The sequence below is a fragment of the Caballeronia sp. LZ032 genome (assembly GCF_031451315.1).
Taxonomy (GTDB): Bacteria; Pseudomonadota; Gammaproteobacteria; order Burkholderiales; family Burkholderiaceae; genus Caballeronia.
The window spans coordinates 928,905-952,290 of the sequence record NZ_JARUXP010000002.1; the positions used below are offsets into that span (position 1 = coordinate 928,905).

General features: G+C 60.8%; 19 protein-coding genes. 12 read left to right on the forward strand and 7 right to left on the reverse strand.

The window, feature by feature from the left end; genetic code table 11:
- Nucleotides 1–30: 30 nt before the first annotated feature.
- Entirely contained in the window at nt 31–1,326 is a 1,296-nt protein-coding gene (locus tag QCE69_RS19780) for a copper oxidase (protein WP_309932824.1), read from the reverse strand.
- 2 nt (nt 1,327–1,328) lie between these two features.
- The gene (locus QCE69_RS19785; protein WP_309932478.1) at nt 1,329–2,828 is read right to left on the reverse strand and encodes a TolC family protein; all 1,500 of its coding nucleotides are present in this window, start codon (nt 2,826–2,828) and stop codon (nt 1,329–1,331) included.
- Between the two features lie 1,029 nt (nt 2,829–3,857).
- On the opposite strand from QCE69_RS19785, the gene QCE69_RS19790 reads away from it, so the two are divergent.
- From QCE69_RS19790 to QCE69_RS19840, 11 genes are all read left to right on the forward strand, one after another.
- The gene (locus QCE69_RS19790) at nt 3,858–4,529 is read left to right on the forward strand and encodes a heavy metal response regulator transcription factor (protein ID WP_309932480.1); all 672 of its coding nucleotides are present in this window, start codon (nt 3,858–3,860) and stop codon (nt 4,527–4,529) included.
- Nucleotides 4,526–5,956: a heavy metal sensor histidine kinase gene (locus QCE69_RS19795; RefSeq protein WP_309932483.1), complete on the forward strand. Its 1,431-nt coding sequence runs from the start codon at nt 4,526–4,528 to the stop codon at nt 5,954–5,956. The genes QCE69_RS19790 and QCE69_RS19795 overlap by 4 nt, the downstream gene beginning before the upstream one ends.
- Before the next feature lie 57 nt (nt 5,957–6,013).
- Entirely contained in the window at nt 6,014–6,214 is a 201-nt protein-coding gene (locus QCE69_RS19800; RefSeq protein ID WP_309932485.1) for a heavy-metal-associated domain-containing protein, read from the forward strand.
- Nucleotides 6,215–6,264: 50 nt separating this feature from the next.
- On the forward strand, nt 6,265–7,200 hold the full coding sequence (locus tag QCE69_RS19805) for a beta-propeller fold lactonase family protein (protein WP_309932486.1): 936 nt from the start codon (nt 6,265–6,267) through the stop codon (nt 7,198–7,200).
- A gap of 142 nt (nt 7,201–7,342) precedes the next feature.
- Nucleotides 7,343–7,741 (forward strand): DUF305 domain-containing protein, encoded by a 399-nt coding sequence (locus tag QCE69_RS19810; protein ID WP_309932487.1) that lies wholly within the window; start codon nt 7,343–7,345, stop codon nt 7,739–7,741.
- Between the two features lie 460 nt (nt 7,742–8,201).
- Nucleotides 8,202–9,434, forward strand: a complete 1,233-nt coding sequence (locus QCE69_RS19815; protein WP_309932489.1) for an acyltransferase — start codon at nt 8,202–8,204, stop codon at nt 9,432–9,434.
- A 129-nt stretch (nt 9,435–9,563) separates the two neighbouring features.
- Nucleotides 9,564–9,926 carry a hypothetical protein gene (locus QCE69_RS19820; protein WP_309932491.1) on the forward strand — a complete coding sequence of 121 codons (363 nt, stop codon included), beginning with the start codon at nt 9,564–9,566 and terminating at the stop codon, nt 9,924–9,926.
- Nucleotides 9,927–10,018: 92 nt separating this feature from the next.
- The gene (locus QCE69_RS19825; protein WP_309932493.1) at nt 10,019–11,314 is read left to right on the forward strand and encodes a TolC family protein; all 1,296 of its coding nucleotides are present in this window, start codon (nt 10,019–10,021) and stop codon (nt 11,312–11,314) included.
- Between the two features lie 10 nt (nt 11,315–11,324).
- Nucleotides 11,325–12,863, forward strand: a complete 1,539-nt coding sequence (locus QCE69_RS19830; protein WP_309932495.1) for an efflux RND transporter periplasmic adaptor subunit — start codon at nt 11,325–11,327, stop codon at nt 12,861–12,863.
- Nucleotides 12,860–16,066, forward strand: coding sequence for an efflux RND transporter permease subunit (locus tag QCE69_RS19835; RefSeq protein ID WP_309932496.1), 3,207 nt, complete (start codon nt 12,860–12,862; stop codon nt 16,064–16,066). The genes QCE69_RS19830 and QCE69_RS19835 overlap by 4 nt, the downstream gene beginning before the upstream one ends.
- Entirely contained in the window at nt 16,050–16,415 is a 366-nt protein-coding gene (locus tag QCE69_RS19840; RefSeq protein WP_309932498.1) for a copper-binding protein, read from the forward strand. Before QCE69_RS19835 ends, QCE69_RS19840 begins: the two co-directional genes overlap by 17 nt.
- Nucleotides 16,416–16,545: 130 nt before the next feature.
- Here QCE69_RS19840 and QCE69_RS19845 read toward each other — a convergent pair whose 3' ends face one another.
- A complete protein-coding gene (locus QCE69_RS19845) occupies nt 16,546–16,782 on the reverse strand; it encodes an HAD family hydrolase (protein ID WP_309932500.1) in 237 nt (78 codons plus the stop codon).
- 298 nt (nt 16,783–17,080) lie between these two features.
- On the opposite strand from QCE69_RS19845, the gene QCE69_RS19850 reads away from it, so the two are divergent.
- Nucleotides 17,081–18,781 carry a phage integrase family protein gene (locus QCE69_RS19850; protein WP_309932502.1) on the forward strand — a complete coding sequence of 567 codons (1,701 nt, stop codon included), beginning with the start codon at nt 17,081–17,083 and terminating at the stop codon, nt 18,779–18,781.
- A gap of 40 nt (nt 18,782–18,821) precedes the next feature.
- Here QCE69_RS19850 and QCE69_RS19855 read toward each other — a convergent pair whose 3' ends face one another.
- Genes QCE69_RS19855 through QCE69_RS19870 form a run of 4 tightly spaced genes read right to left on the reverse strand, consistent with a single transcriptional unit; the run spans nt 18,822 to nt 23,079 of the window.
- Nucleotides 18,822–19,484, reverse strand: a complete 663-nt coding sequence (locus QCE69_RS19855; RefSeq protein ID WP_309932503.1) for a hypothetical protein — start codon at nt 19,482–19,484, stop codon at nt 18,822–18,824.
- The gene (locus tag QCE69_RS19860) at nt 19,438–20,415 is read right to left on the reverse strand and encodes an ATP-binding protein (protein ID WP_309932505.1); all 978 of its coding nucleotides are present in this window, start codon (nt 20,413–20,415) and stop codon (nt 19,438–19,440) included. Before QCE69_RS19860 ends, QCE69_RS19855 begins: the two co-directional genes overlap by 47 nt.
- A gap of 25 nt (nt 20,416–20,440) precedes the next feature.
- Nucleotides 20,441–22,447: an integrase gene (locus QCE69_RS19865; protein ID WP_309932507.1), complete on the reverse strand. Its 2,007-nt coding sequence runs from the start codon at nt 22,445–22,447 to the stop codon at nt 20,441–20,443.
- The gene (locus QCE69_RS19870; protein ID WP_309932509.1) at nt 22,444–23,079 is read right to left on the reverse strand and encodes a hypothetical protein; all 636 of its coding nucleotides are present in this window, start codon (nt 23,077–23,079) and stop codon (nt 22,444–22,446) included. The genes QCE69_RS19865 and QCE69_RS19870 overlap by 4 nt, the downstream gene beginning before the upstream one ends.
- Nucleotides 23,080–23,386: the final 307 nt, after the last annotated feature.

Below are 23,386 nucleotides of genomic sequence, written 5' to 3' on the forward strand. Positions count from 1 at the left end.
CAGCCGTGCGCTCCCACGGCACTTTTTAAATCAGCTCTCCGGCAGGTCGCCGGTGTACTCGTATGCGACAGTGCCCTTGGGGTGTTTGAACCAGCCCGGGTCGCGGTAGTCGTTTCTGCCGAGGCCTTGCCGAACCTTGACCACAGTGAACATCCCACCCATCTCGAGTGGTCCGAAGGGACCACTGCCCGTCATCATCGGCAGCGTGTTGTCGGGAAGCGGCATTTCCATTTCGCCCATTGCGCCGCCGGTACTTCCCATGGCCATGTAGTCGGGCACGAGCTTGTTGATGCGCTTGGCGAGGTCTTTCTGAGGCACGCCAATCATGTTTGGCACCTGGTGCCCCATAGCATTCATCGTGTGATGAGACTTGTGGCAATGAAATGCCCAATCTCCTGGACGGTTCGCCGTGAACTCAATGGCGCGCATCTGCCCAACAGCGACGTCAGCAGTGACCTCGGGCCAGCGGGCGGCCGGGGGAATCCAGCCGCCATCGGTGCCGGCGACCTCGAAGCTATAGCCATGTAGGTGAATAGGGTGGTTCGTCATTGTCAGATTGCCGAAGCGGATACGCACTCTGTCACCCGCACGAACTGGCATAGGGTCGATTCCAGGAAACACTCTGGAGTTGAACGTCCACATATTGAAGTCCGTCATCTCGTTGACGCGCGGCGTGAAGCTGCCGGGGTCAATGTCATATGCGGCCAGCAGGAAGACGAAGTCGCGGTCAACAGGCATGACGCCGCGGTCCTTCGGGTGCACGATGAACGTGCCCATCATGCCCATGGCCATCTGGACCATCTCGTCGGCATGCGGGTGGTACATGAAAGTGCCGTGCCTTTCGAGCTGGAACTCATAGACAAACGTCTTGCCCGGCGGAATATGAGGCTGGGTGAGTCCGCCCACGCCATCCATTCCGGAAGGCAGCAGCATGCCGTGCCAGTGAACGGTCGTATGCTCGGGCAACTTGTTGGTCACGAAGATGCGTACCTTGTCACCCTCGACCGCTTCGATGGTTGGACCCGGTGTTTGGCCGTTGTAACCCCAAAGGTTGGAGTTCATGCCAGGCGCCATCTCGCGCACCACCGGCTCGGCAATGAGATGAAACTCTTTCCATCCGTTCTTCATACGCCACGGCAACGTCCAGCCGTTCAGCGTGGCAACTGGCGTATATGGTCGACCATTGGGTGGTACGAGAGGAGGCTGCGTGACCGCATTGCTCATCGTTGGAGCTTCGGGCAGCGATGCGGCTCCGGCCTTGCTGACAAGGGCAGCGCCCAGCAGGGCGGCGCCCGAGCCGCTGAGAAAAGTTCGACGGGAAACCATCTTCATTTACCTTCAGAATTTGTTTGCGGCACCGATTGGGTTTCCGGCGACGGCGACGCTTGGTCTAGCCCGGCTGAGGCTGCGTTCGCCGAAGTCGGCGGCGCATTGTTCGGAGCCGGAGTTTGCATTTGCGCGTTCGGTGCCGGCGGGAGCCGTCCGCCAAGCGACTGCTGCAGTTCAGTCTCGGCAAGCCAATAGTCTTTGAGCGAGTCGATGTATCCGTTTACAGCGCTGACTTGGTCGCGGGAGTCGGCGAGCAGTTCAAATACGCTTGCGAGCATGCCGTTGTAGCGCAGCAGCATCTCATCCGAGATGGTCTTGCGCACAGGGACAACCTCGTCACGATAATGCTTGGCGACGTCGTAGCTGGTCACGTAGGCAGAGTACGATTCACGCACATCTGACCGGGCATCGATTGCGGTCTGCGCGAGCCGGTTCACCGACTGCATGTAAATCGCCTCCGCGCGAGCCACCTTCGCACTACCCCAATCGAAGATAGGAATCTCGACGCTTATCTCGTATCCGCGCTCTTTTCCCTTGTCGGTTTCAAAGTTGTTCTGGTAGCCCACTTCCAACGCATTGACGAAGCGAGTTGCTTTTCCGAGGCCCAACGAGGTCGCGAGTCCTTGAACTTGCAGCTTCCCCGCCTGAATGTCGAGGCGGTTCTGCATTGCGAAGCTCTCCAGTTCGCTGAGCTGCGGCCTGTCTTTCGGTAGTTCGGGCAGGCGGGCAGGCAGCTGATATTGAGCCCCTGAGCCCCAGAGGCCCATGGCGCGGGTGAGCTTTTCGCGCGCGGAAGTTCTCTGTTGCTTGGCCTTGGCCATCTGCGCAGCGGTTTCGGCGTAGAAGGCTTGCTCGCGTGCGTAGTCGAGCTTGCTGAAGTTGCCTGCCTGGCGCATGCGCAATGCGAGTTCGGTGCCAGCCTCGGCAGAATCCTTAACCTGCTCTGCGTACATCGCTTCCTGTTCAGCAGCCACGGCGTTAACGTATGCCTTTCGCGCGTCGGCTGCCACGCTCAGCATGGCGTTGGCAGTGTCAAGCTTCGTCTGTTCGAACCGGCGACCTTCGATGCGTGCCGCGACAGGCAGCGTCAGCACGCCTAGGACGGCCATTGAAAAAGTCCGACCGATGCTGATTCCATCGCTCCAGTGAGTTCGGCTGAACGTGAAACTGGGATTGGGGAGACGGCCCGCCTGCACCAGGTCAGCTTCGGAAATACCGAGTTCACCATACGCGGCCTGAAGGCCGCGATTGTTCAGCAGCGCAATCTGTACTGCGTCGTCCATGGTCAGTGGCTTTCTCAGAAGCTCATGTGTACGCTTGTACGCAGCGTCTCGGTCCTCGTCGGTCTTGATGTAGACAGCATCTTTTCCCAGGCGCTCGGATGCGACCGACGACACGCTACTGAATCCGCCATCTTTCGAAAAAGTGGTGCAGCCAGCCAGGAACACCACGGCGATTGCAATGCACGCCACGCGGGTGTGTGCGAAATGTCGCGTCATTTCGTCTCGCTCCGGTGCTGGTGTGCATTCACGTCACCCGGAGCCCCTGTTGTAGGTGCGGAGTGCTGCATCGTGCCATTGCGCTTGGGAGCGACGTCACGGTTCAGTTGTTGCCAGCTCGGGTTTTCGCCGTCCTTAAAAGACGCGTACTCATTGAACGCCGAGGGTACTTCGATGGCGGGTGCCGACGCGCTAGCATCGGTAGGGTCCGGGATTGTCGTCGTCGCTGCTTGGGCACGCAAGGGCAGCACAATGCAAGCGCTTACGAGCGCCGCAATCAGTGTTCGCATGGATTCTTCTCGTCATGAATCGTCCGAAGTCGGTGTTGACCTGGACAAGAGCCTGCCGCAGCTAGACGCTGCGAGTTTGCGGACTAGACGAGAGGTGACCTAGGCGGGCGCTCGATGCCGTCAGTCAGAAACGAAACGACTGGAAGGGGCATTGACGGAAGAATGATGGAGTGGGCAATCTCAGCCAAGGGCGATGCGGCGGAGACCCCGACAACAGCCGCGCCGACGCAGCAAGAGGCGCAGCTTGAACAGCTGTGGTGGTGACCGTGCGAGTGAGTTAATTGGCTGCTCGCTTCGGGTCCATGAGCCTCTACAATCGCGTCAGAGTCTGGAGATGAGGTGTTGGCCGAGCCATGCAAATAGTGGTGGCTGTGAAGCGACGCATTGCCGCCGTGACCACCCCCGAGCCCGCAGCTCATCGACGTAGCCGCGAACGACTGAACCGGAAGGCTCAGCGCCAAGACGACTACGATGATGAATCTGCGCCAGTAGGACATGGCTCGGAAATTTAGCATGCTATTCGGGATTGTAAGCCGCAGTCGCCCGGAATGGCCAGCGGGAACGGCGAGCCAAGGTTACCGCCTCGCGTCTGACAGCACGATGCGCGTCACATGACAGTTTTTTCATCTGCAACATGAAAAGATTGTCATCTCGTCGTCATCTGCCGCGCATGAGCGTGCCGTTATGCTCGCAAAACGAGGCCTGATACGGTTCCAATTTCCCAGTCACCGCAATCTACATGCGCATCCTGTTAATCGAAGACGAGCCGAAGATGACCTCGTACCTCCGAAAGGGGCTTACGGAGGCCAGCTATACCGTCTACATTGCCGACAATGGGGAAGACGGGCTCTTCCTTGCACTCAACGAGGAATTTGAACTCGTCGTCCTAGACATCATGCTCCCCGGCATCGATGGCTTGAAAGTGCTTAAGGAGTTGCGCAAGCACAAAGAAACCCCTGTGTTACTACTGACGGCCCGGGATACGGTCGATGACAAGGTCGAGGGTCTGGAAGCTGGCGCCGACGACTATCTAGCCAAGCCCTTCGCGTACGCCGAGTTGCTGGCTCGAATCCGCTCGCTATTGCGTCGCGCGCCTCGCGCAGTGAAAGACATTCTGCGTATCGGGGACCTGGAAGTCGACCTCATAAGACGCCGCGTAAAACGCGGCGATGCACGGCTGGACCTCACCGCACAAGAGTTCTCGCTGTTGCAACTGCTCGCCGAGCGCCATGGCGAGGTCCTGACACGCCAGTTCATCACATCCCAGATATGGGACATGAACTTTGACAGTGATACGAACGTCGTCGATGCTGCAGTGAAGCGCTTGCGAGCAAAGATAGATAACTCTTACAACGACAAGCTCTTGCATACGGTTCGAGGTATGGGCTATGTGCTCGAGGACCGTTCGTGAACCGCGTTCCGGCTGTCAAATCTCCGTACGTGCTCCTTGTGCGGTTGACCGTCGCGTTTGCAGTCGCGGCGCTGCTCGTCTTTTCGCTGATGGGAGCGTATCTCTACCGGTCGCTTGCGCATGAGCTCGAAAGACGAGACGACGTAGAAATATCTGGAAAGCTCGCCCAGTTTCGGCAGTTGCTCACCGACGCCGGTTCGTTCGAAGCTGTGCGGCGGGACCAGTCCGTGTTTCGTGAAGTCCTACTGTCTCACCCCGGCGTGTACCTGGCCATCCTTGGCGAGCGCCGAGAGCTGTTGGCGCACCACGGGTCGAAAACGGTGGTTGAGTTCCAGACGCTTTTGCGACAGGGCTCTTTGCCCGGAGTGCCCTACAGCTGCAAATCCGGGGCAATAGGTGACGCGCGCTGCGTGAGCGCGTCGCAAAAACTGCGCTCAGGCGAAGTCGCGCAGGTTCTGCTCTCACGCAGTGCACTCGACAGACAGTCACTTCTGCAGAGCTACCGGATTGACATTTTACTCGCTGTGGCAATCGGCTCCTTGCTCGTCGGCGCGCTCGGATACCTAATTACCAGGCGCGGGCTCGTCCCCGTCAAGAGCATTGGCCGTCAGGCGTCTCGAATTGAAGCGCACAATCTGAGCGACAGGCTGGATATCGACGGTGGACCTGTCGAACTGCAGGAAATAGCGAGTTCCGTGAATCGAATGCTCGACCGGCTCGAGCGGGCGTTCGTGCGCTTGTCGCAGTTCTCTTCAGACTTAGCCCATGACATGCGGACGCCGCTGGCTACTTTGCTCAGTGCTTCCCAGATAACGCTCTCGCGCACTCGTACAATCGACGAGTACGAAGCGCTCATCGAGTCTAATATTGAAGAGTACGAGCAACTGCAACGGTTGATTGAAAACATGCTTTTCCTGGCGCGGACCGACAACGCACAGCAAGTGCTGAATGTGTCGGAAATCAACGCGGAGAGTGAACTTGGACGGCTTGCCTCGTATTTCCAAGGACTCGCCGATGAATCGAATATCCGCATCACGGTACAAGGCAGTGCCTTGGTGGAGGCTGACACCGGTCTGTTCCGCCGCGCGGTCAGCAACTTGGTGTCAAACGCTTTGGAACACGCGACTCCCGACTCGACCGTTGAACTGCGCGCCCTTCAGACGCCACAGCATGCTTCGGTTGAGGTCGTGAATTGCGGCAAGGTCATTGCCCCCGAGCATCTGGGAAAAATCTTCGAGCGCTTTTACCGGGCCGACGCGTCGAGGCACGGCTCGGCGAAGAACACGGGGCTAGGGCTCGCGATAGTGAAGTCGATTATGCAACTCCACCGAGGCACAGTCGACGTCGAGAGCGCAGCTGGGCGGACGGCATTCTCTCTTCGTTTTCCCCGCAACACATTGAAGTCAAGCAAGACGCAGCCGACTTGACGTTCCCATCGTGGGTCAGTTCAGGATTGTGTGGCCTCTTAACCCTCGGAGCTAGACATGAAATTCCACGTCAAAGATATTTCCTGTGGTGGATGCGTTCAGACCATTCGCAGAGCAATCGCTCAGGTGGACGCCGCAGCGCAAGTTCAAGTCGACGTCGCTTCAAAGACAGTCGAGGTACAGTCGACGGTTTCTGAACAGCTGGTTAAGCGCGCGATTGAGTCCGTCGGCTTTCATACGAGCGAGACCGGGATATGAGGAGCACGAGATTCCGGCGGTCAGTTCTCGGGCGACTTCTCTACATCTCAATGCTTTCGCTGACGCAGGCACCAGCGCAAGCCGATGATGTCATCGTCCTGAATTCAGCCGAAGCCAGTATCAGCCTCATTGATGAGGGAAGCCAGAAGGTCGTCGATACATACCCTGTCGGCAAGGAGCCACACCACCTGATGGCGACGCCCGATAACCGGTCGTTGATTGTCGCCAATTCTGTCGCGAACAACCTAGTCCTGCTCGACCCGCAGAACGGGAAAGTTCAGCGATGGATTCCAAACATTGAGGACCCTTATCAACTCGGCTTCTCGAACGACCGCAAATGGTTCGTCACGAACGGATTGCGGCTGGACCGCGTCGATATCTACCGGTACGACGGGGAGGACTTTTCGTTGGCAAAAAGGGTACCTCTCGCGAAGATGCCGAGCCATATGATTTTCACGGCCGACAACAAGCAGGTCTTCGTTACTTTGCAAGAGTCGGGGGAAGTCGCCGCCATTGACCTCGCCACTCAGACGGTGCTTTGGAAGATGCCCGTCGGGAAGGCGCCTGCTGGGTTGTGGCTCACGCCCGGAGACAAGTACCTGCTCATTGGAATGACCGGCGCCGACTATGTGGCGGTCGTCGACTGGCGTGCACGCAAGATAGTCAAGACCATCCATACGGACAAGGGTGCACATAACTTTCGTTCCCTAGCAGACGGCCACCGCGTCCTTGTGAGCAACCGGGTCGGCAACAGCATCAGTATTCTGGACCAGGACAGCTTGACGAGCGTCGGCACCATTGCCGGCCTGCTGCCGGGACCGGACGATATGGAGTTAAGCCAGGACAGGCGATATCTGTGGGTTACGTTCAGATTCGCTAGATACGTCGGCGTCATCGACATGAACACACTGAAGCTTGTGAACACCATCAAAGTTGGCAAGTCGCCTCACGGAATCTACTTCTACAACCGAGCACCGCTGTCGTGAACGTGTCGGAACGGTTCGCTGTCGGTGAGGTGAGGTGAGGTCAAACGCTTCCAATATCACTTACCGGTCGCGGCTGCAGCGGACACCAGCCGGATGTTGGCGCCCCATTATGGGCGCCGTGTTTTGCAATATGGAGACAGAGATGAAAAAGCGCAGATTTACTAGACGCGTCGCCCTCAGTGCCACGGCCGTAATCGCCTTGACGATTGGCATGGCGCACGCTCAGGAAGGCGCTTCTATGCCAGGCATGCACATGAGCCACTCCGACGGCCAACCGACGGGGGCGGCCAGCAAGGGGTTCGAAGCGGCAGACAAGAAGATGATGGAACGTATGGAATCGCACACCTCTACCGGGGATGCCGATAAAGATTTCGTTGCGCGCATGATTCCGCATCACCAAGGCGCCATCGATATGGCCGAAGTGGAACTGAAGTACGGTAGGGACCCTAAATTGCGGAAACTCGCCGGCGACATAGTGAAAGCGCAGCGCCAGGAGATTGCCACCATGAAGCGTTGGCAGTCCGAACACGGCAGCAAGTGAGGCGCGAGCTGCGCTGCGACGAGGCCAACGCGGTGGCCGACTTTGTCGTCGAGGCCCCTTCCGACGTCGTCGGCGGCGCAGCCCGAACGCTCGTGGTCGGGCTGCGGAGCACGCGACACCGACTCGTCAAGATTGTTTTTGCGCTTTCACAATGGTCATCGCGCCGTTGACGTTCTCTTCACCGGCGGCGTACAGCGGCCGTCAGGTTTGTAGGCAGGTCTGCCTCGACCCAAGTCCGTCTGTCTGCAGGCACCGGGGTGTTCGTGCACTCGAGCGTCGAGATCCTATCTGCTCGCCAACCTATCGTTCCACTCTCTTGGCGTCCTTATAAATATTTTATGTGCCGTCGAAGCAACGTTTTCCGGTCAGTGCATAGCAGTCACTGTTGCGGTTCGTCGCGGCCGGTTCTCGGTGCCTGATGCCGCCACTTGATGCCGTGACCAATGCTCGGGGAAACCTAATGAAAAAGTTTGTCGGCTTGGACCTCCTTCGCTTTTGCCTTGCGGTCTATCTGACGGTTTTCCATACAATCCGCGAATACCCGCAGAATGTAGACCTGCCCCTGATAGACCTCACCAACCTTGGCGGTTTCGCCACGAGTACGTTTTTCATTTTGTCCGGGTTCATCCTCTCGCACGTGTACTTTGGAGGTACGGCTCAGTTGCGAGGGGGCGCGCGCGGTTTCTTCGTCAAGCGTCTGTCGAACCTTTATCCGGTGCATCTCGTTTCGCTAGCTATGCTCCTCGTTGTCTCAGCGGCCGGAACGAGGGCGCTGGACACGTTCTCGCTTATGTCGCTGGACGACGGGGACTCTGTCGTAACGCTGGGGAATGCACAGGCAGCAATCAATTTCGTGCTGAATGTCCTCTTGCTTCAAGTCTGGAATCCCCTGTATGCATCAATCAACCCGGCATCGTGGTCGCTGTCGACGCTATTGTTCTTCTACATCGTGTTTCCCGTCGTTGCCCCCGGACTTCTGCGGGCTCGGCATAAGGAGCGGCTCCTAGTCGTCCTCTGGGTGCTTTACCTCATCCCGCCTGTGGTCGCCACATCGATGCATTGGTATGGGCCGGCTGCCGTTGGCGTAATAACGCGTAACCCCGTCATGCGGCTGCCCGAGTTCCTCGCCGGTATTCTGCTTTTCGGTATGTACCAGCAATCGCAGTTCGCTCACTTCTGCAATCATTGGCGCAGAGTCTGCCTTGCACTGATTTTCATTACCGGCTCGTTTGTCGCTGGGGCATGGCTGGAGTCTCAGGGAGATCTCTATCCGCGCTACATCATTCACAACGGCGGACTGATGCCGGCGGAGCTATTGCTGGTGGTCGTTTGCACTAACGTGGCGATTCCTTCACGCTTCGAGACCATCTGCGTCCGGCTGGGCAATTCAGCGCTCTCCATTTTCGCTATTCATGTGCCGGTCTTCCTACTTATGATGAAGGCGCTGAAGCTCTTGTCGATAGGACAGTCGCCGTTGTGGTGTATGTCCAACTTTGCGGCATGCATTTCCGCGTCGAAACACGTCGTTCCAAGTATGGCGACGTACCCGGTCTATCTTGTGGTCACTGTCGTCGCGGCCATGTACTTTCAGGAACGGCTGCTCGTACCCATCCGCTCGCTGCTGCGCACACGATTTCTTGGAAACGCGTCGCAAGAGTCGACGAGCGTGACGACTGAGCGCGGGTCGCGGTAGCGGTTGATATAGGGTGACGAAGGGACAGGTCCGGGACGCGATTGACCGGCGGCGACTGCCAATGGAGCGTTCCTGCTGTCATCCCCCAGGGCTTGGGCCCCGCGGACCAGCCAGCATATAATCGTCGCCATGAAGATTCTTCGGACCATCCTCTTTCTGCTGCTTTGCGCGATGCTTCCTCTGACCGGGCGGGCAGCGACCGGCTTGGCGGGGGATTGTCCGATGCAGCAGTCGACGGCTGCGCATGACGAAGACGCGATGTCCGCAGAAATGCCCGGCTGCGAGTCGATGAAGTCACCCACTACAAGCAAGGCCAAGGGCGAGTTCTGCAAGAACACGGCGCAGTGCCAGTTCGCCAGTATTTATCACCCACCTGAACAAACGACCATCAGCCGCCCCACGGCTGTCTGCAATCAAGTCGTCTTCCCTTACGCCGAGTCCATCGCCGGGCGTGAACCTGGCGGTCTCTGGCGACCTCCCCGAGCAATCTAATCCCTGTCTGACTGGTTCGCCGCACTTGCGGCGAGGTCGTCCTGCGTCCAGGACGTGGAATGTCCATGGCATTCCGCCGTTGGGGTTAGAACATGCCTTTACCTATTGGCACGCCGTCATGCCGGCGTGCATCCTTGCGCGCGCCCTTGGTTTGCGCCGCCCTCGTTTTTCTCTGCTCGGTTGCGGATGCCCAAGAAGCGACCGTCACGCTTGAGGCCGCCTTGCAGTTCGCGACCGACCGTTCCGCCGGTATGCAGGCCGCACAGGCATCCGTGCGGGCGAGCTCCGAAGCAGCCGTGAAAGCCGGCCAGTTGCCCGACCCGATGCTCAAGGCCGGCGTCGACAATCTGCCAGTAACAGGGCCGCAGAAGTTCACCGTCGGACAGGACTTCATGACTATGCGGCGCGTCGGTATCGAGCAGGAGTGGGTTTCGGATGAGAAGCGGCGTCTGCGTTCGTCCCTGGCCGACGAGATGGTGGGCCGCGAACGTGCTGGCTATCTCGCTCAAGTGACGAACGTCCGCCAGCAAACTGCTGCAGCCTGGCACAACGCCATCTATGCAAAAAAGGCGCTGTCGCTCCAGCAGGCGTTGCTCGACCACATGAACCACGAGCTTGCCGCGATTAAAGCCTCCTACCGGGGTGCAAAAGCGACAGCTTCCGATGTCGTTCAGGGCCAGGCCATGTTAGCGCAGGCTCGGGACCAGTTGCTCAAGGCAAAGCAGGCCTACCAGACCGCGCTTATCGGTTTGTCGCGCTGGACGGCAGTTACCGTGTCGGATGTGACGGGCGAACCACCCGCGCTCGAATCTTACGTTCCCTCGCTACCGCCCGAAGAGCTTCAACGGGTCCAGCCAACGCTCGTGGCTGCCGCCGATGACATTTTGGTCGCCGACGCGGAAACGGCCGTCGCCAACAGCGAGCGCAGTCCCAACTGGACGTGGGGTATCGCCTATCAGCAGCGCGGTGGTGCGTACTCGAACATGGTGTCAGTAGGCGTCAGTATTCCGATGCCTTTCAATCGGAAGGATCGACAGGACCGCGACGCAGCGCAGAAGGCTGAACTTGGCACGAAAGCGCGTCTGCTGTACGAGGACGCTTTGCGCCAGGTGCAGTCCGACATCCGCACCGAGTCCGCAACGCTCGCGAGCGGTCGCGAACGTATCGCGAACCTCACGCAGACCCTTCTACCGGCCGCCGACCAGCGCGTGGGACTTGCGACTGCGGCTTACAAGGGCGGTACCGGCTCACTTGCCGACACGTTCGCTGCGCGACGCGCGCAACTTGACGCGCAACTCCAGGTACTTGACCTTCGGCGCGACGTTTCACAGACCTGGGCCCAGCTTGAATACCAGGTCGTCCCGCCGACGATGGCCTACGCCCAGTGAAGGAAAAACGATGACGAATAAACCACTGGTCCGCGCGGCTTTGCTTCTATTCGCGGGCGCGGCCCTTGCCGGCGCGGGCTACTTTGCAGGCACACGCCACCCTGCGACCCCTGTACCCGGTGCATCCATGAATCCAGTTGCAACCACCGCATCGGGCGACAAGATCGACGCGAAGACCGGCTGGAAGGTGTTGTACTGGCACGACCCTATGGTGCCGAATCAGCACTTCGACAAGCCAGGCAAGTCGCCTTTCATGGACATGCAGCTCCAACCCGTCTACGCCGACGGAGGCAGTGGTTCGACCGGCATCAAGATTGACCCGGGACTCCAGCAGAATCTCGGCATACGCTACGCGACTGTTAAAAACCAGGAGACAACGGAAGGATTCGACGCCGTTGCGACCACGCAGTTCGATGAATCACGGTCCGGCGTCGTGCAGACACGAGTCACAGGCTATATCGACCGGCTCTATGCGCGCGCGCCCATGCAACGCATCGCAAAGGGGGCGCCGATTGCATCGCTGTTTGTGCCGGACTGGCTAGCACCGCAGGAAGAGTATCTATCGCTTAAGCGTGGTGCGATGGACTCCGGTTTGTTGGAAGCCTCCCGCGCACGTATGCGGGCGCTGTCTATCCCGGACAGCGTTGTCGCGGCTCTCGACCGCACCGGAAAGCCACAGACGCATATCGTTCTCTCGTCGCCCGAGACGGGGGTCGTCAGCGAACTAAACGTGCGGGACGGCGCGATGGTGACGCCCGGGCAGACGCTGGCGAAAGTCGCGGGGCTGTCGAAGCTGTGGCTCATCGTCGAAATTCCGGAGAGTCTGGCGTTGACTGTGCAACCGGGCATGACCGTTGACGCGACGTTCAGCGGCGACTCGACGCAGCACTTCAAGGGGCAGATTCGCGAAATCCTGCCCGGCATCAGCACCACGAGTCGCACAGTCCAGGCGCGTCTGGAAATCGATAACGCAGCGCTCAAGCTGACCCCCGGCATGCTGATGCGTGTTCGCGTTGCCGCGCAGAAGTCGGTGTCCCGACTGCTTGTACCGTCCGAAGCCGTCATCACGACGGGGAAGCGGTCCGTCGTCATCGTCAGGAACAATGACAGTCGCCTACAGCCCGTCAACGTCACGGTTGGGAATGACGTAGGCAACCAGACCGAAATCCGCAGTGGATTGAAGGATGGCCAAACGGTCGTCGCGTCGGGCCAGTTCCTGATTGACTCCGAAGCCAATCTGAAGTCGGTGCTGCCGAGACTCGAGGGCAGGAGCGCGGGCGCGAGTGCCCCTGAAGCAGCATCCTCGACTTCCGATGCTCCGACTTACGAGACCACCGGCAAAGTCGAGAAGGTCACGCCCACTGACATCACGTTCTCGCATCAACCGGTGCCGGCACTTGGCTGGGGCCCGATGACGATGTCATTCAACAAGCCGACGCCCGACGCGTTCCCGGACGTTAAGCCCGGCCAGACGGTGCACTTCGTCTTCAAGCAGTCCGAGGACGGCTACCAACTAACGAAGGTTGAACCGGCCGGAGGCGCCAAATGATTGCACGCCTCATTCGCTGGTCCATTCACAACCGCTTTCTTGTGTTGCTCGCGACCGCTCTGGTCACAGCCTGGGGCGTCTATTCACTCAAGGAGACGCCACTCGACGCGCTACCGGACCTGTCGGATACGCAGGTCATCATCAAGTCATCGTACCCGGGCAAAGCACCTCAGGTCATCGAGGACCAGGTGACGTATCCGCTGACGACCACGCTCCTCGGCGTGCCGGGCGCGAAGACGATCCGGGCGTACTCGTCGTTCGGGGATGCGTTCGTCTATGTGCTGTTCGACGACAACACTGACCAGTATTGGGCGCGCTCACGCGTGCTCGAATACCTGAATCAGGTACAGAGCCGTCTGCCGCAAGGCGCGACGGTCTCGCTGGGCCCCGATGCGACGGGCGTCGGCTGGGTGTACGAGTACGCGCTGGTCGATCGGACCGGCCAGCACGATCTAGGGCAGCTGCGCGCGCTCAACGACTGGTTTTTGAAGTTCGAGCTGAAGTCGGTGCCAGACGTGTCGGAAGTCGCGAGCATTGGCGGCATGGTGCGCCAGTATCAGGTCGTGCTCGACGCCGACAAGCTGCGCGCGTACGGCATCTCGCAGTCGATGGTCGCCAACGCGCTCGGCAAAGCAAACCAGGAATCGGGCGGCTCGGTCGTCGAACTTGCCGAGTCGGAATACATGGTGCGCTCGTCCGGCTATCTGCGCTCGCTCGACGACTTCCGAAACGTCGTGCTGCGCACGAATGAAGCGGGCACGCCCGTGTTGCTCGGCGACATCGCGCGTATCCAGATCGGACCGGATATGCGCCGAGGCATCGCTGAACTGAACGGCGAAGGCGAAGTGGCCGGAGGCGTGATCGTGATGCGCTCCGGCAAGAACGCGCTGACGACGATCGACGCGGTCAAGACAAAGCTTGCCGACCTAGAGCGCTCGCTGCCGCCCGGCGTCGAAGTGGTCACGACCTACGACCGCTCGCAACTGATCGTACGCGCGGTGGACAACCTGAAGGACAAGCTTATCGAGGAATTCATCGTCGTCGGCCTTGTCTGCGCGGTGTTCCTGTTCCACCTGCGCAGCGCGTTCGTCGCGATCCTGTCGCTGCCGCTGGGCGTGCTGGCCGCCTTTATCGTGATGCGCTATCAGGGCGTGAATGCGAACCTGATGTCGCTCGGTGGCATCGCGATCGCGATCGGCGCGATGATCGACGCGGCCATCGTGATGATCGAGAACGCGCACAAACACCTGGAGGCGTACGACCATGACAATCCAGGCAGGCCGATCACCATCGCGCAACGTTGGGAGTTGATTGCTACGTCCGCGGCCGAAGTCGGGCCAGCGTTGTTCTTCTCGCTACTCATCATCACGTTGTCGTTCATCCCGGTCTTCTCGCTGGAAGGACAGGAGGGCAAGCTGTTCTCGCCGCTCGCGTTCACGAAGACCTACACGATCGCCGCTGCGGCCGGGCTGTCGGTGACGCTGGTGCCGGTTTTGATGGGATATCTGATCCGGGGACGCATTCCGCACGAGAACGCGAACCCGATCAATCGCGCGCTGATCCGGCTGTACCGGCCACTGCTCGAGGCGACGCTGCGGCGCCCGTGGGTCACGATCGGCCTCGCCGTCGTCGCGCTGATCCTGACGGCGATTCCCGTATCGCGTCTGGGTGGCGAGTTCCTGCCGCCGCTCGACGAAGGCGACCTGCTGTACATGCCGACCGCGCTGCCGGGCATCTCGGCGGAGAAGGCATCGGAGCTTCTGCAGCAGACCGACCGGCTCATCAAGACGGTGCCCGAGGTGGCCACGGTGTTCGGCAAGTCGGGCCGCGCCGATTCGGCGACCGATCCCGCACCGCTCGAGATGTTCGAGACCACGGTCCAGTTCAAGCCGCGCAGCCAGTGGCGACCGGACATGACCCCAGAGAAGCTGGTCGACGAGCTCGACAGGACCGTCAAGGTGCCGGGCCTGTCGAATGTCTGGGTGCCGCCGATTCGCAACCGTCTCGACATGCTGTCCACGGGGATCAAGACGCCGGTCGGGGTCAAGATTTCCGGTCCTGAGTTAACCCAGATCGACGCAATCGCGACGCAGGTCGAAGCGGCGGTGAAGCACGTGCCGGGGGTGACGTCTGCGCTGGCGGAGCGGCTGAATGGCGGTCGCTATATCGACGTTGACATCGACCGGCCCGCGGCCGCGCGGTACGGCCTGTCGGTGCAGGACATTCAATCAGTCCTGTCGTCAGCGGTGGGCGGCGAGAACGTCGGCGAGGTGATCGCCGGCCGCGAGCGCTTCCCGATCAACATCCGCTATCCGCGCGAGGTCCGCGATTCGCTCGAAAAGCTGCGGCAGCTACCGGTCGTGACGGAGCGCGGCGCGCAAATCCAGTTGGGCGACGTCGCGCACATCACAATCGCCGACGGCCCGCCGATGATCCGCAGCGAGAATGCGCGACTTTCCGGCTACGTGTACGTCGACATCCACAATACCGATCTTCAGTCGGCGGTGCAGGCGATGCAGAAAGCTGTCGCACAGCAGGTCAAGCTGCCGCCCGGCTATTCGATCGCGTGGTCCGGGCAGTTCGAATACCTGGAGCGGGCAGCGGCGAAGCTGCGCACCGTTATCCCGGTCACGCTTGTCGTGATCTTTGTGTTGCTGTTCCTGACGTTCAACTCGGCGGCGGACGCGCTGCTGCTGATGTCGACCGTGCCGTTCGCGCTAGTCGGCGGTCTGTGGTTCATCTGGTTTCTGGGCCATGCGGTGTCGGTCGCGACGTCAGTCGGCTTCATCGCGCTCGCAGGCGTTGCGGCCGAGTTTGGCGTCGTAATGCTGCTGTACTTGAAAGGCGCTCTGAACAGCCGACTTGCCGCGGGCGAGCCGTTCACTGAAACGGTTGTCGCTGACGCTATCCGCGAAGGCGCCGTGCTGCGTGTGCGGCCCAAGGCAATGACGGTTGCCGTCGTGCTGTCCGGTCTCGTGCCGATCATGGTCGGGCATGGCGCCGGTTCGGAAGTAATGCAGCGCATTGCCGCGCCGATGGTGGGCGGAATGATCACCGCGCCGCTGCTGTCGATGTTCGTCATTCCCGCCGCCTGGTTCCTGCTGCAGCGTCGTTGTGCGGCAAAGCTCCCTCCAGAGCGAATTTCGAAAGCAGTCTTTTCGGGCACAAAGGTGCCTTCACCCCAAAATGGAGAAGTTCAATGAGAAAGTTCTTGTCATTGCTACGGCGATCTGTGCGATGGGCGCATTTGGTTCATCGGCCTTTGCGGGCGACAACATGTCCGGAAAGAACAATTCGATGAAGCCGTCCGTGTCGTCGTCCAATGCCGCGCTCACCGACGCGGAAGTGAAGAAAGTGGATGCCTCCACTGGCATGATCACCCTCAAGCACGGCGAATTCGCCAATATCGGTGTGGCCGCGATGACGATGGCCTACAAGGCAAAGGACGCAGCGATGGTCAAGCAGGCCCACGAAGGCGACAAGGTGAAGGTGCGCGTCGAAGATGTCGGCGGCACCCTGACCATCGTGAAAATGATGAAGCAGCCCTCCTGATCGGCCAATGCCGCGCCAGTGCAACGGCAGCGATTGGCTGGTCCACCGCGGGTCTCCCGGGGAAGGGTTAGTCATGTAGTCGATGTGACTGACTTCACGTTATAAGCTAACGGCGGCCGGAAGCGCTCACTTAGGTCTTCGCGAGTATGAGGGTTCGCGCTCGTAACGCTCCGCTGACACGGTCGGCCAGGCCGGCGTTGATGCCGTCGCCGACCATCGCGACCGGCCCTTGATTACGCAGCACCGCGATTTCAGCAAGCTTCGCGTCGGGCAGCAGCCCCGCCACCGGCCGCACGCCAAGCGCACCGCCGATCGCGTTCGCCGAGCGGCGGTTGTCGCCCGTCAGCATCACCGTGGCGATCCCCATCCAATTCGTCGATGTCCTCGACTCCGCCGATTACATTGCCGTCGGCCGGAACGCGATCGCCGGGCCGCACAACAAATGTCGCCAATTGCGAGCCGCCGTAGGGACCAAAGTTATTTGCGATGCTTCTCGCTTGGATTGTAAAAAATTGAGCTACCGCTTGCCCCAGCCGCCGTTCGAGGATTGCGACGACCTGCCGAAGCACGGCTCTGCTTGCCGGATACAGATGTGCTTCCAGGCCGTGCCGTTGCGATAAGTTTTCTTATCGTAATCGCCTGATTTCCTGCCTAAACTGGAAGGCGTGAAAACGCGTCAGTCCCCGGCACCTGCGCCCGCTGCACCCGCATCGCCGCCCTTCCCGGATGCTGCGTCGCTCGCTGCGCTGCGGGCATGGTACGCCGGCCTGACGGCCCGTGCGGCTGTCGCCCGCTACTTGGCCTCGACCAGAGCCGACGGCCAGTCGGCGCGCGGTATCCTCGGTCGAATCCGGCGGCAGCTGGTTGCGTTTGCGCGCAGTCGCCAGCGTGACGATCTGGCGGACCTGTTTCAGCATCCCGTTGCTGAGCGGTTAAAGCGGGCGACCGCTGTCGGCCACGCGATCGAGCTTCTGCGGTCACAGCCCGTACCCCAGCCGCACATCACCGACGACGTCGGCCTGTGGTTTCCGCCACGGGCGGTCGGCGCCCTGCGCGCACGGGGCCTCAATACGCTGGCGGACCTAACGGTACGCATTCCGCGCCGGCGCCGCTGGTGGGTTGCGATTCCCGATCTGGGGGTCGCCAGCGCCCGACGGATCGAAGCCTTCTTCGCCGCCTACCCGCAACTTACGGAGCGCGCCCGGCAGCTGGTTGCAGTGACCGAACCGGCAATCGTCGTCCCGTGGGAATCGCTACGGCTGCCGCACGAGGTCGACGGCTCGCAGGGCACCTTCCGCGCACCGCAAGCGACGTGCACGCTCGATGCCACGAACGATTACGAAGCCGTTCAGGCTTGGTTGTCGTTGCACGAAGCACCGGCCACGCAACGTGCCTATCGCAAAGAGGCGGAACGTCTCATTCTGTGGGCCATCGTCGAGCGCGAACGGGCGCTTTCGTCGCTCACCACGGACGATGCGGTCGCCTACCGCGCCTTCCTGCGCCGACCAACCCCACACGAACGCTGGGTGGGTCCGCCCCGGTCGCGCACTTCTACCGAATGGCGGCCCTTCGCACGCGGCCTGTCGGCGCGCTCGGTTGCGTACGCGCTGTCAGTGCTCGGCGCACTGTTCAGGTGGCTGATCGAGCAACGCTATTTGCTGGCGAACCCGTTCGCCGGCATCAAGGTGCGTGGCGGTGCGCGCGCCGCACCGCTCGATGCGTCCCGCGGTTTCACCGAAGGCGAGTGGCAGCTGGTCCGCACGGTGGCCGACGGTCTGGAATGGTCGTATGGCTGGGAGGCGCCAGCGGCCCAGCGCCTGCGCTTCCTACTCGACTTCGCGTATGCAACGGGACTGCGTGCCGGGGAACTGGTTGGCACGACCCTCGGCGGCGTCCAGCGCGACGCTCGCGGTGATCACTGGCTGCATCTGACCGGCAAGGGCAGCAAGGCGGGCAAGGTGGCGCTGCCTCCTCTTGCACGCACGGCGCTCGATAAGTATCTGATGCAACGCGGACTGCCGGTCACACGGGCGCGTTGGCGGCCTGACATCCCCCTGATCGGCGGTCTCGCCGAGGACGGCGCCGGCGTTACCACGACGCGACTGCGCGCTGTGATGCGACGCTTTTTCTCGCAGGCGGCCGACGTCATCCAGCAGGACCACCCGGTTGCCGCTGAAAAGTTGAGGCACGCCAGCCCGCACTGGCTGAGACACACGCACGCATCACATGCACTGGCACGCGGCGCGGAACTCACAACCGTTCGCGACAATCTGCGCCACGCCTCGATTTCAACGACTTCGATCTATCTGCACGTCGACGAGGCGAAACGGGCACGGCAGATCAGTGCGGCATTTCGCGCAAGATGAGAGCGGACGCGACGTCGGTAAGCCGCGAACCGCTACAGTTTCATCCGAAATAGCGCTGGAAGTAGAGACGGCTCATCGCGATGCGCTCGTCCTTCTTCATCCGCTGCGAACTCGAGACTGAAAAGACCTTGTGGCTGTAGCCCGCGCGGCAATAGGCGCAACGGTAAGGCGCGTCCAGAAACCTCACGCTCAGGACGTATGGCGCCTCATAGCCGCATCGCCGGCAAGCGGTCTCCAGCGGCCGGCGGTGTGCCGGGCACACATCCACGCCCTCAATCTGATGCAGCACGCTGTGATACCCGCGCGCCAGACAGCATCGGCAGTACCGAAACAGTTTGCTGTAGCGGCGGCGTTGCGACGGAAGCAGGAGCGAGCCGTGCAGGATCTTGAGCGGCACCTTGAGCGTGTCGCGCAGCCGCCGGATGTCGATGACGCCGGCCTGCGGCACCACCCCTTCGTAGGGATCGATGTCCGCACCCATGAGGAGTGCGGCAACATGGCCCGGCAAGGCGTTCGCTTTCTCGAATTTCCACAGGATTGTCACCAGCGATTCGCAGGGATCGATCCACTTCGCACTGAAGAGGTAACCCAGTGCCGGTGTCAGCTTCCGCTCATCAAGCGTAAGAATCGGGAAACGCGGCGGCGTCACCCATACCTTACGCGGCGACGAGCACGCGGCCGGTTGCATGACGGGACTGAACATAACCGCAATGCTGCACGGCGTATGTCCACAAAGCAGGATCAGGGTTGTATTGCAGACCATCCTTGAGTTCGCTTTCCTTCAGGACGATCTCGACCACTCTCGCGAATGATTCCATCGGAATTTCAAGTCGGCCCGGCAGGTTGGCCCTGTGGTGCGCGGCCTCGAATGCATGCCAGAGCACGTCGGCGTCGCTGACCAGCCGATACCCGGCATCGAAGGCCTGCGGAATATAAAAGCGCGTAAAGCTCCACTCGCTGCTCTCCGGGTAGGCGGTCTGATCGTATCCGTTCAAGCACGTCGCGACGTCCTCCGCATTGCGGATGCCGTAGAACGCGAGCTCCTCGACCATCAGGCGCGCAACGATCTGTGTCTTGCCAGCAATCTGCAGACTGGTTTTCTGCGCGAGCAACTCCTGCTGACCGACGAGGAAGGTAAACAGCTTGATCTGCTGTCGGTCGAGCGCATCATGCACGTCACGCAACCACTCGTATTCGTTCTCGTTGTAGCGCTGCGCTTCGTCGCAAAACAGCAGCATCGTGCCGCTACCGGCACGGGCAGCCGCCTCGCGAATCCTTAGAGACAGTCGCAGGCGCTTGGACGGATTCGAGCCGGCGTTCGGATCGGGATCTCCGACGGCCTCGAGCAGGTTGGCAAAAAACGGTCCTTCGGCATGCCGCGGCTTATGCTCGCACTGCGCGTGATAGCTCGTCATCTTCGGATAGTTGCGCGCGAGCAGCAGCCGCACGTACTCGATCGCACGCGTCTTGCCGATCCGCGATGGTCCGTAGATCAGTGCACCCATGATCCGGTAGTTCAGACATCGCACTACGAGCTCGTAGAACGCCTGAATCGCCGGGGTGGCGATCCTATAGTTGCCGGTGGCCAGCGGATGCAGCGACGGATCAATCGGACGCGGTACCTGAAGCGACATGATGCCTCCCATGCAAACGACAGGGTTAAAAGACCTGGCCGGTACCGATGGAGAGTTTCCTCGGCCGGACTGGCGTGCGAGGTGCAAGCTCGAAGGCGGTGACCTTCGGTGCCGAAGGCACCGCCTGGATCGCTGGGGAGGACGCCGTTCCAGTTTCCACCGGCCGCGCCGGACCGACCGGGGTGCGTACTGTCGGTGCTGACGCCAGCAGCTTCACTGCGTGCGCGAGTTCCGTGGCCGCCTTGCGGGTCTTCTTCGCCTGTTCGAGCTTCGTCTGGACGTAAGCCTCGATCGGATTGGCGCCGATCACCGCGCGGCTATGGTGCTTGCCCTGATGCTTGCGAATTTCCTGGCGCAGTTTGAGGTTGTGCGGCACGACACGCCATGCCCCTTGCCCATCGAGTACGCCCAGTTCGGTGCCGTCAGGCAGAAACGCGCGCACACAACGCAGGTCGTCCGCATTCATATAGACCAGCAGGTGCTTGCCGATCAGATGCGTGCTCGTCGCCAGCACGTCGTTCGTATAGCGCACGCCATGCAGATTGATGTGGGGACGCACGCCCTGGTCGAGGTAGGCCCGCACCCGGCAGCGGCGCGCCGATTGCATCAGACACAACGTGCGGCGATGATGTTCGGCAAGCCAGGTCACCACCATCTGTTTGCCGCGGATGAAATACTCCATCGCTTCGAGCGGCGTGGCGTTGTTCAAACCGCTGTGCGGCGTGCCGTTGTAGCCCGCAATCGCATACTCGACAAGCTCCTCAAGTTCATCGAGCGACACATACAGACGCAGGTTGCCCTTTGGATCAGCCAGCGCCCGGCGCAAATCGCGCGGATGCGAACCTGTGTAGCCGGGCAGGCGCGAAGACAGGCGGCTTGTAATCGTGCCGAAAAAGCGCTCGATATACGGCCGCTCATCCGGGCTGTACCTTGGTCCCGCGTCGGCGAGACAGCCGACGAATTCACATAGCGCCGTCAACGTTTCATTCGCGAGGTTCGCTTTCGCGTTGTCGAGCTTCATCCACTCCCAGGTCACGTACGCCAGCTCCGGCAATCGCTGCGATGCAAAACCATCCTGCGGTCCGTAACCCAGCCCGTCGATGGTAAAAGAGCGGGTGCGATGCGGCTCCAGCGCCTTTTCGATGGTCTTGATCACGTCGTAGCGGCTGTACTCACGCGCCAGTACGAGATGGTAGGCCAGCACGACGCGCGTGCACACGTCGATGATCACCAGCAGCCACACCCGCTCCATTTCGAATTCGTGCTCAAAGCCAAGCGGATCGCGCACGACCACTTTTAACCGGATATCGAGCCGGTGACCGTCGAACTCCACCACCTGATAGGGACGTGTCGCCGCAGGACTTTCCACGCCGTCATCTCTGTGTGGCAACCCCTTCAGGTGCGAAGCGCCCGCCGAGCGCGCGGCGGCACCGAAACTGCGCAGCATTTCTGCCTTCAGCCGCTGCGACAGCGAACGGATCGCACCTCCTGCCGTGTTGAACGGGTAGTCCGCTGCCGTCAGGCCCACCGCGCGACACTGGCGGAGGAATTCGTCATGCAGCGGCCGCAGCCCTCGCAGGCGGGTCCGCAATCGCCCATCGGTATTGATCTGTTCGAGCAGCACGCGACGCTGTCTGACCTGCAGCAGCAGCCACGCGGCGAGCGTCGGGTAGCGCTCGAAAAGCTGCGACAGCGCGCCCGCCGCGCCACAACTGCCGCGCTCACCACATATACGCACCGGACGCAGACGAACATACTCAGCGATCCGCGCATAGCTGACCAAGGCGCGGAACCCATAAGGCCGCCCGTCCGGATGCGGCGACAAGGCCCGTTCAAGCCAGCGATACAACTGGCGTCGATTGACACCAGTAGACTGTTCGATGTGTTTGAGCGATTCGCCGCGCGCGTAGCGTACCAGCGCCTGCATGCGCGCTTCAAACGCGCGCCGTGCTTCGTGATCGAATTCGGTGTAAGCAACGGCAGGCCACGTCGCGACATCGATTGCCTGAAACTCCGGCTTGCGGCGGCTCATGAGATTGCCTCCGTGGCGACAAACGACGTGAGCAGGGATAGCGCCTGCGTGTGCAGATCCGGCGCACTGATCAGCCCTGCATGCAGCAGGCCGAATACGGCCGTGCGGACGAGAACCGGATCTCCGGTCGAAAACTCCCGCTCGATCGCAAGCAACTTCTGGGGACGGGTCAGGAAGCGCGCGATCGCTCGTGGCAGCGACGGTGAAACAAGACCCCGGTTCGCCACAATGCACGGAAGCATGCGCTGCCAGTTGTCGATCCACACCCGTGCGGCCGCGAGGTCAGCCGGAGACACGCTCCGGACGGGCAGCGCTGTTCCATCGAGCGCGCGGTGCGGTTCAGGCATCTTTTCATCAACATGCGAATCATCAAGTATAACTAACTCTTGTCGGTCAACATAGCGGACCCAAAAGTCGGCAAGGCGCTGCTGCCCCTCGACATGCACATAGCCGGGCCGCTCGCAGAACGTGGTCACTGCGGGATCCGCTTCGAGCAGAAACCACTGCTCAAGCAAGGCGCGCCTGTATAACGTCAGCCGTCGGGCCAGCTTCGGGCTGAAGGCTTCGAACCGGTGCGCGCCACTCGGACGGACAAGCGCGACCGGCTCCCTGATGTGAAGGGAATTTTCCATAAGATCAATACCTTACGGACGGGATTCGAAGTGTAGGACGCGAGGTGACAAATTTAATGCGGACTTATGCGAATTGACGCTTTTATTTCGTTCGGACTGCAAGCAAAAGTGTCACTGCAGCGGCGCGTCGGCCCGATATTTCGAGGTCACTTCGGTGACACTTTTAATGCGGTCTACGCCACTGCTCGAGCGCGGACAGACGGCAAAGCCCCGATGGGCAGTTCAAACTCCTCCACCTGTGGGCGGCTAAATTCCCCCAGGCAGGACCAGCGGATTATGCGTCGGATTCCTCAGTGACGGCAAGCCT